Consider the following 14,334-nt stretch of genomic DNA (forward strand, 5'->3'; position numbering starts at 1 on the left):
CCGGCCGGACGGCTCCGGTGAGCGGTCCGGCCGGCGGTACGGCGACGATCAGCGCCCTTCCTGCTGCATGCGCGCCATCAGCATCTGCTTGCCCTGCTCACCCGCCTTGCGGTTGTTCTCCTGGATCTTCTTGAACCAGGTGGCGAGTTCGCTGTCTCCGCGCGCCTCGGCGTCGGAAATGTACGTCTCCATCCGGTAGATGTTCTCCAGGGACATCTGTACCGCGTGGATGAGGTCGTAGTTCTTGTCCTTGAGGGCGCTCTTCTGCTCCATGGTCATGGTCGCCACGGCGTACCTCCCCTGTCCGTGTCGTGGTCGAGCCAGCGCTTACCCCTCTTCGGCCCGTTCACGCCCGCGAGCGCCGGCGCCTCGCGGTTACCCGGCGACGCGCCGGGGTAGGGGGTGGCGCATGGCGGAACTGGCGGCGCTGTGGATCGTCCGGCACGGCGAGAGCACGGCGAACGTGGCGGCCGGGGCGGCCGAGGCGGCCGGCGCCGAGCTGATCGACCTCACCCACCGCGACCCGGACGTGCCGCTCAGCCGCACCGGGGAGGAGCAGGCCCGGGCCACCGGCCGGTGGCTCGCCGGGCTGCCCGAGGCGCGCCGCCCCGACGTGGCGGTGGTGTCGCCGTACCTGCGGGCGCGGCGCACCGCCGAGTTGGCCCTCGACGGCACCGGTGTCTCCTGCACCCGTGACGAGCGGCTGCGCGACCGGGAGCTGGGCATCCTCGACGGCCTGACCGGGCACGGGGTACGCCGCCGGTACCCCGAGGAGGCGGCGCGGCGGGACCGGCTGGGCAAGTTCTACTACCGCCCGCCCGGCGGCGAGTCGTGGACGGACGTGGCGCTGCGGCTGCGCGCCCTGCTCGGTGACCTCCGCCGTGACCACGAGGGCCGGCGGGTGCTGCTGTTCGGCCACGACGCCCTGGTCTTCCTCATGCGTTACCTGGTGGAGGGGCTCACCGAGGAGGAGCTGATGGCGTTGACCCGTGAGCACGTCATCGCGAACTGCTCGGTGACCGGCTGGTCGGCCGACGAGGACGGGCGGCTCCGCCCCGACGTGTTCAACGACGTCCGCCACCTGCGCCGCGAAGGTGCCCGGCCGACCAGGGAGGACGAGGTCCATGCCGAGCCGGTCTGACACCCCGGTCATCACGCCGGCGCTGCTGCGGGACTGGGCGCTGCCCATGCCGTCCGGGGGCAAGGAGTCGCGGGGCACGGTGCTGGTGGTCGGCGGCTCCCGGTTCACGCCCGGCGCGGTCCTGCTCGCCGGGGTGGCCGCCCTGCGGGCGGGTGCCGGGGTGCTTCAGCTCGCCGCCGCCGAGTCGACCGCCGCCGCGCTGAGCATCCAGGTGCCGGAGGCACTGGTGGTGGGGCTGCCGGAGACCGCGGACGGCGCGGTGGCCGGTGCCGGCGGCGACCGGCTCGGCGAGCTGGTGGCCGAGGCGGACGTGGTGGCGGTCGGCCCGGGACTCAAGGACATCGACGAGACCGGACTCCTGCTGCGTACGGTGCTCGACGCGGCGAGCCGGGAGACGGCGCTGGTGCTCGACGCGTACGCCCTGGGGGCCCTCAGCCACGCCCCGGACCTGCTGGTCGGCGCGGGCCGTCCGGTGGTGCTGACCCCCAACCTCACCGAGGCCCGGCACCTGCTCGGCCGCGAGCCGGGCGACGACCTGGACGCGGCGGCGGCGGAGCTGGCCGGCCGGTACGACGCCGTGGTGTCGCTGTACGGCCACATCGCCACTCCGGACGGGCGCGGTTGGCGGGAGGAGAGCGGCGACGCGGGGCTGGGCACCTCGGGCAGCGGCGACGTGCGGGCGGGTCTGCTGGCCGGCCTGCTGTCCCGGGGCGCGGAGCCGGCGCAGGCCGCGTGCTGGGGCGCGTTCGCGCACGCCGTCAGCGGCCAGCGCCTGGTGCCGCAGTACGGCCGGATCGGCTTCCTGGCCCGCGAGCTGCTCGACGAGATCCCGCACACCCTCGCCACGGTCTGACACCATTTGTCTCCCGCGAGAAAGTGTGTGTAACGCCACATGACTTTCCGGCGCTGTGTTCATCGGTGGCCGGCGACCTGCCCGCCACCCACCGGTCGCTCCCCACCAGGGAGTGCACCGGCACCGCAACAGCCCCCTGGGAGTCTGTGTGAAGAACCTCCGTCGCAAGACACTGGCCGCCGCGTCGGCCGTGTCCCTCGGTGTCGGTCTCGCCGTCACCGGTGGCATGGCTCCGGCCGCGTCGGCCGCCGGGCCGGACACCACGTACCTGGTGCTGGCCCCGCAGGGCGCCAAGACCGACAAGGCAGCGGCCCGCGTGGCCGCCGCCAAGGGCACGGTGGTGGCCGAGTACGACCAGATCGGCGTGCTCGTCGTCCGCTCCACCAACCCCGGGTTCGCCGCCGACGTGGCGGGCAGCGGGGTCGACTCGGTCGCCGCGACGACCGGCCTCGGTGCCGCCATCGACGAGGGCGTGGCCATCGAGGCCGACACCGCGGCCGTCGCCGCTGCCGCCGGGGACCCCACCGGCGAGCCGCTCTACGGCCTGCAGTGGGACATGCCGATGATCGACGTGCCCGAGGCGCACGCCGTCACCACCGGCAGCGCGAACGTCGTGGTGGGCGTGCTGGACAGCGGCATCTCCAGCAGCCACCCCGACCTGGCCAGCCAGATCGCCAAGGACAAGAGCGCGTCCTGCCTCGGCGGCGTCGTCGACACGTCCGAGACGGCCTGGAACCCGACCACCTCCGACCACGGCACCCACGTGGCCGGCACGATCGCCGCGGCGATCAACGGCGTCGGCGTCACCGGCGTCGCACCGGGCGTCAAGGTGGCCGCGGTCAAGGTCGTCAACGACGGCGGCTGGATCTTCCCGGAGGCTGCGGTCTGCGGGTTCATGTGGGCCGCCGAGCACGGCATGCAGGTGACCAACAACAGCTACTACATCGACCCGTGGGAGCTGAACTGCCGGAACGACGAGCGGCAGCGTCCGGTGTGGAAGGCGGTGCAGCGGGCCATCCGCTACTCGCAGTCCCAGGGCGTGCTGCACGTCGCGTCGGCGGGCAACTCCAACTGGGACCTGGCGCACAAGAACACCGACGACGGCAGCCCGAACGACGGCAGCGGCCCGGTCGAGGACCGCAAGGACCTCAACAGCGCCTGCCTCGTCCTGCCGGGTGAGGCGCCGGGCGTGGTCACCGTCTCGGCGACCGGCCCGACCGGGGAGAAGAGCTTCTACTCGTCGTACGGCACCGGGGTCGTCGACGTGACGGCGCCGGGCGGCGACACCCGGTTCCGCACCCAGGGTGCCCTCCCGACCACCACCGACGGCATCCTGTCCACCACCTGGTCGCAGACCAGCGGCAACGGCTGGGGTTACAAGCAGGGCACCTCGATGTCCTCGCCGCACGCGGCGGGTGTCGCGGCGCTCGCCGCCTCGGCGCACCCGGGCATCAAGCCGGGGGCTCTGGCGGCCCTGTTGGAGAACAGCGCCGTGGCGCAGTCCTGCCCGGATGGCGTCTACAACCCGGCGCCGCTCCACCCGGCCGGCCCGCACGCCTACGACGCGACCTGCTCCGGCGGGGCGCGCAACGGCTTCTACGGCGCCGGCATGGTCAACGCTTACCAGGCCGTGAAGTAGCGACCAGCACCACGGTGGGCCCGGCGGTGATCCGCCGGGCCCACCCGTTTCTCCTGCTCACTGTGGGGTACGGAGGGAGTCCTCAGCCCACGTCGAGGAGGTCAGCCGGTGTCGACCGATGCCATCGTCCTGTTGAAAGAGGACCACAAGGAGATGCGTCGCCTGTTCAAGGAGTTCCAGGCGAACGAGGACGCTCCGGCGAGCCAGCGCGAGAAGCTCGTGAAGCAGATCCTCGAAGCGCTCACCGTGCACACGTACCTGGAGAACGAGGTCATGTACCCGGAGGTCCGCAAGCGCCTGCCGGAGCTGGAGGACCACATCCTGGAGTCGTACGAGGAGCACCACGTGGCCGACGTGCTCTGCTTCGAACTCTTCACGATGAAGCCGGACGACGAGCACTACAACGCCAAGACGACGGTGCTGATCGAGAACGTGCTGCACCACGTCGAGGAGGAGGAGCAGGAGTGGTTCCCCAAGGTGCGCGAGAAGATGGGCCGTAACCAACTGCAGGATCTCGGCCAGCGGATGATCGACATGCGTCCGACGGCACCCCGCTCGCCGGCCGCGCCGAAGGCGCTGAAGAAGTCGCTGGACGCGGTGCGCGCCTGACCCCGCCACGCCGTCCGGGGCCCGGCCGTCGGTCGGGCCCCGACGCGTGTCACCAGGCGGTCGCCGGCACCCCGTCCGGCTCCGGCAGGACCCGCCGTAGCTGCCCCGGGGGCGCGCTGCGCCGCCGCCACTCGCGCGGGTAGCCCAGCGACACCTCCTCGAACCGTACGCCGTCGTACCAGGTCGTGCGGGGAATGTGCAGGTGGCCGTAGACCATGACGGCGGCGCCGAAGCGGACGTGCCAGTCGGCGGTGGCCTCGGTGCCGCACCACTGGGCGAAGATCGGGTAGCGCAGGATCCGCGTCGGCTCCCGGACCAGGGGCCAGTGGTTGACCAGCACGGTCGGCAGCGCCGGATCCCGCTCGGCCAGCCGCCGGGCGGTCTGCGCCACCCGGGCCGCGCACCACGCCGAGCGGCTCTCGTACGGGTCGGGGTGCAGCAGGTACTCGTCGGTGCAGACCACCCCCGTCCGGTACGCCTCGGCCAGCGCCGCCTCCGGCGTGTCGAAGCCCTCCGGCCGCCAGCTGTGGTCGTACAGCAGGAACAGGGGCGCCACGGTCACCGGACCGCCACGCCCCGCCCACACCGGGTACGGATCCTCCGGGGTGAGGACGCCGAGGCCGCGGCACAGCTCGACCAGGTGGGCGTAGCGCGCCACGCCGCGCAGCGTCACCGGATCGCTGGGCGGAGTCCACAGTTCGTGGTTGCCCGGGGACCAGACCACCTTCGCGAACCGACCGGCCAGCAGCCGCAGCGCCCACTCGATCTGCTCGACGGTGTCGCCGACGTCCCCGGCGACGAGCAGCCAGTCGTCCGGCGAGTCGGGACGCAGCCCCTCGACGATCGCGCGGTTGTCCGCGTGCCGCACGTGCAGGTCGCTGATGGCCAGCAGGCTCCCGCCACCACCCGCCCCCGCCATGCCGTCGATCCTAGGCGGCCCGTCACCGGCCCCGCGACCCCCGACGGCCGGCCTCGGGGGCGCTGTGCCCGGCCCCGGCGCGGCCGACCCCCGACGGCCGGGTGACCGCGACCGCCCGGTCGACCCCCGGCGGACGGTCCGGCCCGCCCGCACCCGGTAGGATCCCCCTCGGGCCGTGACTGGCGCATTGGAGATGGAGAACCATCGGGGAGCGGCCCCGTCACGAGGACGCATGCCGAGCGCCTGGGCCTTCCGCACGTCACCAGGAGGTCGCATGTCGCTGAACGCCGAGTCCACCGCTTTCCGCAGCGCGCTCGAAGTGATCGGCGGCGTCGAGCCGCGCGTGGCCGACGCCATCCGCGCCGAGCTGGCCGACCAGCGCGAGTCGCTCAAGCTCATCGCCAGCGAGAACTACGCCTCCCCGGCCACCCTGCTGGCCATGGGCAACTGGTTCAGCGACAAGTACGCCGAGGGCACGGTCGGCCGCCGCTTCTACGCCGGCTGCCAGAATGTGGACACCGTGGAGGCGCTCGCCGCCGAGCACGCCCGGGAGCTGTTCGGCGCGTCCCACGCGTACGTGCAGCCGCACTCCGGCATCGACGCCAACCTGGTCGCCTTCTGGGCGATCCTGGCCGACCGGGTCGAGTCGCCGGCGCTCAAGCGCGCCCAGGCCCGGCACGTCAACGACCTCACCGAGGCCGACTGGTTCGCGCTGCGCCGCGAGCTGGGCAACCAGCGGATGCTCGGCATGTCGCTGGACGCCGGTGGCCACCTCACCCACGGCTTCCGGCCGAACATCTCCGGCAAGATGTTCGACCAGCGCAGCTACGGCACCGACCCGGACACCGGCCTGGTCGACTACGACAAGGTCGCCGAGGCGGCCCGCGAGTTCAAGCCGCTGATCCTGGTCGCCGGCTACTCGGCGTACCCCCGGAAGGTCAACTTCCGGATCATGCGGGAGATCGCCGACTCGGTCGGCGCCACCTTCATGGTCGACATGGCGCACTTCGCCGGCCTCGTCGCCGGCAAGGTCTTCACCGGCGACTTCGACCCGGTGCCGCACGCGCACATCGTCACCACCACCACGCACAAGTCGCTGCGCGGCCCGCGCGGCGGCCTGGTGCTCTGCCAGCCGGAGCTGGCCGAGCAGGTCGACCGGGGCTGCCCGATGGTGCTCGGCGGCCCGCTGCCGCACGTGATGGCCGCCAAGGCGGTCGCCCTGGCCGAGGCCCGCCGCCCCGACTTCGCCGACTACGCGCAGCGGATCGTCGCCAACGCGCAGGCCCTCGCCGACGGGCTGCTGCGCCGCGGCGCCAAGCTGGTCACCGGCGGCACCGACAATCACCTGGTGCTCATCGACGTCACCTCGTACGGCCTCACCGGCCGGCAGGCCGAGCAGGCGCTGCTCGACTCCGGCATCGTCACCAACCGCAACTCCGTCCCGCAGGACCCGAACGGCGCCTGGTACACCTCCGGCATCCGGATCGGCACGCCGGCCCTGACCACCCGGGGCCTCGGCACCGCGGAGATGGACGCCACCGCCGAGCTGATCCACGCCGTGCTCGGCCAGACCACCCCGGGCGCCAACGCCGACGGCACCCCCTCGAAGGCGAAGTACGTCCTCGACCCGGCGATCGCCGACAAGGTCAGCAAGCAGGCCACGGAGCTGCTGGCGGGCTTCCCGCTGTACCCGGGCGTCGACCTGGCCTGATCCGTCCCGTCGTGACGGCCGGGCGGCACTCGCCCGGCCGTCAACGTTTCGGGGGGTACATCACAAGGTGTTGCCCACGGGGTCACCGTCCGACTAGAACCTCAGCAACGATCGCCCGGACCTCCCGGCGACGGTGGCGAGGTGATGGACGTGGCTCTGGTCTCCTACGACGACGCCGAGGCGGCGGCCTTCGCCGCCACCCGGGAGCTGCCCCCGGCCAGCCTCGACCGCTGGCGCCACGCCGTGCAGCAGCACCTGCGGCCCCGGGACACCACGACCCTGCTCGACCTGGGCTGCGGCACCGGTGCCTGGGCGCACGCCTTCACCGGGTGGTTCGGCATCCGGGTGGTGGGCGTGGAGCCCGCGACGGCGATGCGCGCGTACGCGGACCACCGGCCGCTGCTCGCCGGGGACGCCGGGGCGTTGCCACTGCGCGACTCCAGCGTGGACGCCGCCTGGCTGTCGACGATGCTGCACCACGTTCCGGACCTCGACGCGGCGGCCCACGAGCTGCGCCGGGTGCTGCGCCCCGGCGCGCCGGTGCTGATCCGCTCCCCCTTCCCCGGGCGCCACCAGCGGATCGGTCTCTTCCACTGGTTCCCGGAGGCCATCGAGGTGCTGGAGACGTACCCCGATCTGGCCCGCGTCCGCGCCGTGTTCGCCGCGGCCGGCTTCCCGGTCAGCAGCGTCGAGGCGGTCGCCCAGACCACCGCCGCGTCCCTCGCGGACTTCGCGCACCGACTGGACCGGCGGGCGCACACGCCGCTGCGGTTGATCAGCGACGACGCGTACGAGGCCGGCGTGGCCCGGCTGCGTGCCGCCGCGCCGCACACCCCCGGGCCGGTCGTCGACCACCTGGACCTGCTCGTGCTGCGTTAGGCCTGGGTCGAGGTCCGACGCCGCTCAGACCGGGCCGGCCTCGCCGCGTTCGCGCAGGTAGTCGTGCAGCGCCGCGGTCGCCCGCAACCACCGCAGGCTCCGGCGGTGCAGATCCTGCTCGCGGCGTGCCAACTCGGCGCGCACCCGGACGGCGCTGCCGGTGGTGCGCAGCTCGTCCAGCACGGCGGAGATGATGTCGAACGGGTACGCCCCGCGCCGCAGCAGCGCGACCACCTGCGCGGCGCGCAGCTCGGCCGCGTCGTACACCCGGTAGCCGGTGGCCCGGTCGCGCACCGGCCGGAGCAGGCCGCGCTCCTCCCACAACCGCAGCTGGGAGGTGCGGACGCCGACCCGCCGCGCCACCCCGCCGATCCGCGCGCCGTCCCGCGGCGCCGCGACCGCCGGCGCGGACACCACGGTCTCGAACGCGCCGAGCACCCGCCGGATCTCGGCCCGCTCCCGGTCCAGCTCGGCGTGGCCGCCGTCGAGCGCCGCCAGCGCCGCCGGCAGGTCACCCCGGTGGACCGCGGTCATGACCTCCCGCGTACGCGCCCAGCCGTGCCCCTCGGCCATCCGCCGCGCCACGGCGAGGGCCCGCACGTGCGCCTCGGTGAAGATCCGGTACCCGGACGGGGTGCGCTCGACCGGCGGCAGCACCCCGTCGGCGACGTAGTTGCGGACCTGCTGGGTGGAGATGCCGGCCGTCGCGGCGACGTCCACGGCCCGGAGCCGGCGCGCTGTCCTCACAAGCTCACCCTACTGCTTACGCGTTGTTTGAGACTTTCCGGTGTCCTTCGCCTTCAGCGCGCTGGCCTGTGCACGCGAAGTCTCTACGAGGGCTTCAATGAGACGATTGAAGGCGGCCAGGCCAGAAGACGCACACCCGGCGGGGCTTCGCCCTGCCCACGATTCACGTGAAGGGTTCGCATGCAGCAGCCAGACCGGTCCGCCGCCGACAGCCACGACATGATCGAGGTACGCGGAGCGCGGGAGAACAACCTCGCCTCCGTCTCGGTCGACATCCCCAAGCGCCGGCTGACCGTCTTCACCGGGGTCTCCGGCTCCGGCAAGTCCTCGCTGGTCTTCGGCACCATCGCCGCGGAGTCACAGCGGCTGATCAACGAGACCTACAGCGCGTTCCTCCAGACCTTCATGCCGAGCCTGTCCCGGCCGGACGTGGACTCCCTGCGCAACCTCACCCCGGCCATCGTCGTCGACCAGGAGCGGATGGGCGTCAACTCCCGCTCGACGGTCGGCACCGCCACCGACGCGTACGCGATGCTGCGCATCGTCTTCAGCCGGCTCGGCCAGCCGTACGTCGGCGGGGCGGGCGCGTTCAGCTTCAACCTCGCCGAGGGCATGTGCCCGGCCTGCGAAGGGCTGGGCCGGGTCTCCGACCTCGACGTCACCGAACTCGTCGACGTGGAGAAGTCGCTCAACGGCGGCGCGATCACCGTCCCCAACTTCGGCGTCGACACCTGGTACTGGCAGATCGTCGCCAACTCCGGGCTGTTCGATCCGGACGCCAAACTCCAGGACTACACGCCGCAGCAGTGGCAGGACCTCCTCCACAAGCCGGCCACGAAGATCAAGGTCGGCAGCAACAACTGGACGTACGAGGGGCTGGTCGTCAAGGTCCGGCGGCTCTACCTCGCCAAGGACCGCGAGTCGATGCAGCCGCAGATCCGGGCGTTCGTCGACCGGGCGGTCACGTTCACGACCTGCGCCGACTGCGGCGGCACCCGGCTGAACGCCGCCGCCCTCTCCTCCCGGATCGCCGGGCGCAACATCGCCGAGTGCGCCGCCATGCAGATCAGCGACCTGGCCGAGTTCGTGCGGGGCATCGACGACCCGGCGGTCGCCCCGCTCGTCGCCAATCTGCGCGACCTGCTCGACTCCCTCGTCGAGATCGGTCTGGGCTACCTCAGCCTGGACCGCGAGTCGGCCACCCTCTCCGGCGGCGAGGCGCAGCGGGTGAAGATGGTGCGGCACCTCGGCTCGCCGCTCTCCGACGTCACGTACGTCTTCGACGAGCCCACCGTCGGCCTGCACCCGCACGACATCGCCCGCATGAACGACCTGCTGCGGCGGCTGCGCGACAAGGGCAACACGGTGCTGGTGGTCGAGCACAAGCCGGAGACCATCGTGATCGCCGACCACGTCGTCGACCTCGGGCCCGGCGCCGGTACGGCCGGCGGCCACGTCTGCTACACCGGCGACGTCGGCGGCCTGCGCCGCTCCGACACGCTCACCGGCCGGCACCTCGACCACCGGGTCCGGCTGCGCGACCAGGTCCGGACGCCCACCGGGCACCTGGCGATCCGCAACGCCGACCTGCACAACCTACGCGACGTGAGCGTGGACGTCCCGCTCGGCGTGCTGACCGTGGTCACCGGGGTGGCCGGCTCCGGCAAGAGCTCGCTCATCCACGGCTCCCTGCGCCGCCGCAACGGGGTGGTCATCGTCGACCAGTCCCCCATCCGGGGCTCGCGGCGCAGCAATCCCGCCACGTACACCGGCCTGCTCGACCCGGTACGCACCGCCTTCGCGAAGGCGAACGGCGTGAAGGCCGCGCTGTTCAGCGCCAACTCCGAGGGCGCCTGCCCGACCTGCAAGGGCATCGGCCTCGTCTACACGGACCTGGCCATGATGGCCGGGGTCGCCTCGGTCTGCGAGCGGTGCGAGGGCCGCCGGTTCACCGACGAGGTGCTCACCTACCGGCTGCGTGGGAAGAACATCAGCGAGGTGCTGGCGATGCCGGTCAGCGAGGCGCGGGACTTCTTCCCGAGCGGTCCGGCCCGGGTCATCCTCGACCGGCTCGCCGACGTCGGGCTGAGCTACATCACGCTGGGCCAGCCGCTCACCACCCTCTCCGGCGGCGAGCGGCAGCGACTCAAGCTGGCCATCTACATGGCCGAGAAGACCAGCACGTACGTCCTCGACGAACCGACCACCGGCCTGCACCTGGCCGACGTGGACCAGCTGCTCGCCCTGCTCGACCGTCTCGTCGACGCCGGCAACACGGTCGTCGTCATCGAGCACCACCAGGCGGTGATGGCGCACGCCGACTGGCTGATCGACCTCGGGCCGGGCGCGGGCCACGACGGCGGGCGGATCGTCTTCACCGGCACACCCGCCGAACTGGTCGCCCACGGGGACACGCTCACCGCCCGCCACCTGCGCGAGTACGTCGCCCGCTGACCGCGGTGGCCGGACGCGCCCCGCGGCCGGCCACCCACCACGGCATGATGGCCGGGTGCGTGAACGCGACGATTGGACAGGGCTGCCGGGCGTCGTCGTCCTCCCCAGCGGAGCCGCCGTACGCGGGCGCCGCCTCGCCGACCCGGCCCCGCCGGCCGACTTCGCGCTGCTGCTGGCGCCGGGGCCGGTGCCGGCCTGGCCGCACCGGCGGATCCGCTGGCCGGACTTCTGGGTGCCGGTCGACCGCGCCGACGCGCTGGACGCCCTCCGGGAGGCGCTGGCCCGCGCCCACGGCGGCGAGCGGGTCGAGGTGGCGTGCCGGGGCGGCACCGGCCGTACCGGCACCGCCCTGGCGGCGCTGGCGATCCTCGACGGGCTGCCGCACCGGGAGGCGGTGCCCTGGGTACGCGCCCACTACCGGCCCCGGGCCGTGGAGACACCCTGGCAGCGTCGCTGGCTCCACCGGCTCCGGTGACCACAGGCCCCTGCGGGGTGACGCCTACGGCACAGACGCCGCTGGCCGGCACCCGGGTTCGGGTGCCGGCCAGCGGCTTGGTTCCCCCTATGAGGAAAGTCAGTTCCAGTGCTCGGCGACGAGGTCGGCGGCCTGGGTCTCCCACTGGGCGTAGTGGAACGGGTAGGCCGACACCTGCACCGTCTGGGCGGCCTTGGTCAGCGGCATGTCCTGCCAGCCGTCGACCTGCTTGAGACCCTTCAGGAACGCCAGCGTGGAGTATTCGGGGTCGGTGATCTGCTCGACCGTGCCCCACCCGCTGGACGGGCGCTGCTGGAACAGGCCCTGCGAGTCGTGGTCGTTGCGCTCACCCAGGTGACCCAGGTTGACCAGCTTCGACTCCTGCAACGCGGTGGCGATGGCCACCACGGCGGCCCGCTCGTCCATGTCGGCCTTCTTCGTCGCCGCGATGATCGCCTTCACATTCGCGGTCTGCTCGTCGTCCAGGTCGATGCGGGACTGCTTGCCCTGCACACCGTGCGGAATCAGCTTGCCGGTGTCGGGCTTGTCGGCCAGCACCGTGGCGGCGACCGGCTTGGACTCCACCGACGGGGCGGCGGTGGCGGGGCCGGCGACCATGCCACCGGCGAAGGCCAGACCAGCGATACCGAGAACGCTCTTACGCAGCAGCTTCGAGTTCATGACAAGCTCCATTCGGGGGAAGACGCCACCCACCCGCAAAGGGGGGACAAGGGGTGTGGTGACGCAAGCACCGTCCGGCGCTCACAGACATTCAGGGGATGACCACCAGGCCCAAGGGGGCGGGCAGGTGGTGATCGAAAGACCGGCGAACCGGGGCCGGCGGCCCTCGTGGTGCCGGGTCCAGATGTAACGACCACCGGCCCGCCATCATTCCGGCCGGGCCCGAGGACCATGCCCCACCCGCTCGGGTGGGCGGCCCTACTCGATCGTCCAGGTGATGTAACGACCCCGCCCCCGCCACCATTCCACCCCCACGATGCCGCCCATCACACCCCCAAACCAGACACCCGGGCGTGACACGGCACAGACCAACCGGACACACCACCCAGCACGCGCACGCGACGCATCGAGATCACGGAGGAATTCGGCCCCTCCAGGGGCCAAACCCTTCCAAGATCTCGCCACGGAACAGGGCTGAGTCGGCATCCCACCGGCGGAACAGGGCCAGGTCAGGGGTGTGGCCCGCCGTGACCGGCGCAGGGATCAGGCCTGACAGTGAGGAGCCGGGCACGGCGGGCCACACCCCCTACCGCAACCAACGACGAGTCGCCTATCCGACGTCCTGCCCCTGCGACCACGAGCTGCGGTACAGCGTGCCGCGGCCGTGCGGGTCGGGTACGCCGTCGGCGGGCGGGACGGACGAGGGGAACTCGTCCTCGGGCCCGTTCGGCAGCACACCACCGGCCGTACGCGACCGGCGCACCCGCGTGACGACGAACCAGACGAGCCCCACCGCACAGGCGACGATGACGATCTTCTGAAGGGCGCCGGCGTACCCCTCGACGAGATGCCAGTTGTCCCCGAGCAGGTAGCCGGCCATGACGAACGTGGTGTTCCAGATCAGGCTGCCCAGCGTGGTGTAGACGGCGAAGGTCAGGATCGGCATCCGTTCCACGCCCGCCGGGATGGAGATCATGCTGCGGAAGATCGGGATCATCCGCCCGAAGAACACCGCCTTGACGCCGTGCCGGAGGAACCACTCCTCGGTGCGGTCCACGTCACTCAGCTTCACCAGCGGCAGCCGGGCGGCGATGGCCCGCATCCGCTCCCGCCCGAGCGCGGCCCCGATGTAGTACAGGGCCAGCGCGCCGAGCAGCGAGCCGAGCGTCGTCCAGAAGATCGCGCTGACCAGGCTCATCCGGCCCTGCCCGGCGACGAACCCGGCGAGCGGCAGGATCACCTCGCTGGGGATCGGCGGGAAGAGGTTCTCCAGGGCCACGGCCAGACCCGCGCCGGGCCCTCCGAGCCGTTCCACCAGGCCGGTGACGTACCCGACGAGGCCGTCCTGGGGTGGTGCGGCCTCCCCGGTGGCGGTGCCGGCGGCGAGTAGGGCGTGCGCGGTTCCAGACATGAGCTACACGCTACGAACCCATCCTGAGAGCCGGCCGAGCGGGCGGCCCCACTTTGGCGCGATCCGATTATGCTGCGGAGCCCCGGGAGAGGAGCCGCCCGAATGCGTACGCCCCTGCGTATCGCCGTCGCGCAACCGGCGGGTGAGCCGTACGACGTCGCGGTCAACGCGGCTCGGCACGCCGACGCGGTCCGCGCGGCGGACGTCCGGGTCGTGGTCTTCCCGGAGTTGTCCCTGACCGGCTACCACCTGGACGCGCCCGTCCTCGACCCCACCCACCCGGTGCTGGCGCCACTGGTCGAGGCGTGTGCCGCGACGGGGGCGCTGGCCCTGGCCGGCGCGCCGGTCGCCGGTGACCACATCGCGACGCTGGCCGTGGACGGCGGCGGGGCGCGGGTGGCGTACCGGAAGATGTGGCTGGGTGGGACGGAGCCGCGACGCTTCTCCCCCGGCCCGGCACCGGCGGTGCTCGACGTGGACGGCTGGCGGCTGGGCCTGGCGATCTGCAGGGACACCGGGGTCGCGGAGCACGCCCGGCGCACCGCCGCCGCGGGGATCGAGGTGTACGTGGCGTCCGTCCTCGAGGCCGCCCGGGACGCGGCGGTGACCGACGGGCGGGCCCACCGGATCGCCACGGCGCACCGGGTCCACGTGGCCGTGGCCAGCTTCGCCGGCTCGTCCGGCGAGGGCTACCCGGAGGCGGCCGGCCGATCGGCGATCTGGTCCCCGGACGGCACCGTGCTGGCGCGGGCCGGCGCGGCGACCGGCGACATCGCCCGGACGGTCCTGGGATGAGCCGGCGGTCCGGGCCGGCG

14 protein-coding genes and 1 riboswitch are annotated in these 14,334 nt (G+C 72.7%); of the genes, 9 read left to right on the forward strand and 5 right to left on the reverse strand.

From position 1 onward, the window contains the following. Positions 1–48 precede the first annotated feature (48 nt). The gene (locus GKC29_RS21265; protein WP_155334271.1) at positions 49–279 is read right to left on the reverse strand and encodes a hypothetical protein; all 231 of its coding nucleotides are present in this window, start codon (positions 277–279) and stop codon (positions 49–51) included. Between the two features lie 130 nt (positions 280–409). Between GKC29_RS21265 and GKC29_RS21270 the strand changes: the two genes are divergently transcribed. From GKC29_RS21270 to GKC29_RS21285, 4 genes are all read left to right on the forward strand, one after another. Continuing rightward, positions 410–1,141 carry a histidine phosphatase family protein gene (locus GKC29_RS21270; RefSeq protein WP_155332496.1) on the forward strand — a complete coding sequence of 244 codons (732 nt, stop codon included), beginning with the start codon at positions 410–412 and terminating at the stop codon, positions 1,139–1,141. Further along, positions 1,125–1,994: an NAD(P)H-hydrate dehydratase gene (locus GKC29_RS21275; protein WP_155332497.1), complete on the forward strand. Its 870-nt coding sequence runs from the start codon at positions 1,125–1,127 to the stop codon at positions 1,992–1,994. The genes GKC29_RS21270 and GKC29_RS21275 overlap by 17 nt, the downstream gene beginning before the upstream one ends. 148 nt (positions 1,995–2,142) lie before the next feature. Further along, positions 2,143–3,633: a S8 family serine peptidase gene (locus GKC29_RS21280; RefSeq protein WP_155332498.1), complete on the forward strand. Its 1,491-nt coding sequence runs from the start codon at positions 2,143–2,145 to the stop codon at positions 3,631–3,633. A 108-nt stretch (positions 3,634–3,741) separates the two neighbouring features. Continuing rightward, a complete protein-coding gene (locus tag GKC29_RS21285; RefSeq protein ID WP_155332499.1) occupies positions 3,742–4,242 on the forward strand; it encodes a hemerythrin domain-containing protein in 501 nt (166 codons plus the stop codon). Between the two features lie 49 nt (positions 4,243–4,291). On the opposite strand, the gene GKC29_RS21290 is transcribed toward GKC29_RS21285, so the two are convergent. After that, positions 4,292–5,161, reverse strand: coding sequence for a metallophosphoesterase (locus GKC29_RS21290; protein ID WP_155332500.1), 870 nt, complete (start codon positions 5,159–5,161; stop codon positions 4,292–4,294). A gap of 165 nt (positions 5,162–5,326) precedes the next feature. Next, positions 5,327–5,417, forward strand: a riboswitch (ZMP/ZTP riboswitch). An 18-nt stretch (positions 5,418–5,435) separates the two neighbouring features. Between GKC29_RS21290 and GKC29_RS21295 the strand changes: the two genes are divergently transcribed. Both GKC29_RS21295 and GKC29_RS21300 read left to right on the forward strand, forming a co-directional pair. Continuing rightward, positions 5,436–6,872 carry a glycine hydroxymethyltransferase gene (locus GKC29_RS21295; protein WP_155332501.1) on the forward strand — a complete coding sequence of 479 codons (1,437 nt, stop codon included), beginning with the start codon at positions 5,436–5,438 and terminating at the stop codon, positions 6,870–6,872. A gap of 150 nt (positions 6,873–7,022) precedes the next feature. After that, positions 7,023–7,751 carry a class I SAM-dependent methyltransferase gene (locus tag GKC29_RS21300; protein WP_155332502.1) on the forward strand — a complete coding sequence of 243 codons (729 nt, stop codon included), beginning with the start codon at positions 7,023–7,025 and terminating at the stop codon, positions 7,749–7,751. Positions 7,752–7,775: 24 nt separating this feature from the next. On the opposite strand, the gene GKC29_RS21305 is transcribed toward GKC29_RS21300, so the two are convergent. Next, entirely contained in the window at positions 7,776–8,498 is a 723-nt protein-coding gene (locus tag GKC29_RS21305; RefSeq protein ID WP_155332503.1) for a MerR family transcriptional regulator, read from the reverse strand. 180 nt (positions 8,499–8,678) lie between these two features. Between GKC29_RS21305 and GKC29_RS21310 the strand changes: the two genes are divergently transcribed. Continuing rightward, positions 8,679–10,952: an excinuclease ABC subunit UvrA gene (locus tag GKC29_RS21310; protein WP_155332504.1), complete on the forward strand. Its 2,274-nt coding sequence runs from the start codon at positions 8,679–8,681 to the stop codon at positions 10,950–10,952. Between the two features lie 55 nt (positions 10,953–11,007). Further along, on the forward strand, positions 11,008–11,427 hold the full coding sequence (locus GKC29_RS21315; RefSeq protein ID WP_196255680.1) for a protein-tyrosine phosphatase family protein: 420 nt from the start codon (positions 11,008–11,010) through the stop codon (positions 11,425–11,427). Between the two features lie 99 nt (positions 11,428–11,526). Here the strand turns inward: GKC29_RS21315 and GKC29_RS21320 are convergent, their stop codons facing one another. Further along, the gene (locus GKC29_RS21320) at positions 11,527–12,108 is read right to left on the reverse strand and encodes a hypothetical protein (RefSeq protein ID WP_155332505.1); all 582 of its coding nucleotides are present in this window, start codon (positions 12,106–12,108) and stop codon (positions 11,527–11,529) included. Between the two features lie 610 nt (positions 12,109–12,718). Continuing rightward, entirely contained in the window at positions 12,719–13,519 is an 801-nt protein-coding gene (locus GKC29_RS21325; protein WP_155332506.1) for a DedA family protein, read from the reverse strand. Between the two features lie 102 nt (positions 13,520–13,621). On the opposite strand from GKC29_RS21325, the gene GKC29_RS21330 reads away from it, so the two are divergent. Then, on the forward strand, positions 13,622–14,314 hold the full coding sequence (locus GKC29_RS21330) for a carbon-nitrogen hydrolase family protein (RefSeq protein WP_155332507.1): 693 nt from the start codon (positions 13,622–13,624) through the stop codon (positions 14,312–14,314). Positions 14,315–14,334 lie beyond the last annotated feature (20 nt).

Source organism: Micromonospora sp. WMMC415, assembly GCF_009707425.1.
Lineage (GTDB): Bacteria > Actinomycetota > Actinomycetes > Mycobacteriales > Micromonosporaceae > Micromonospora.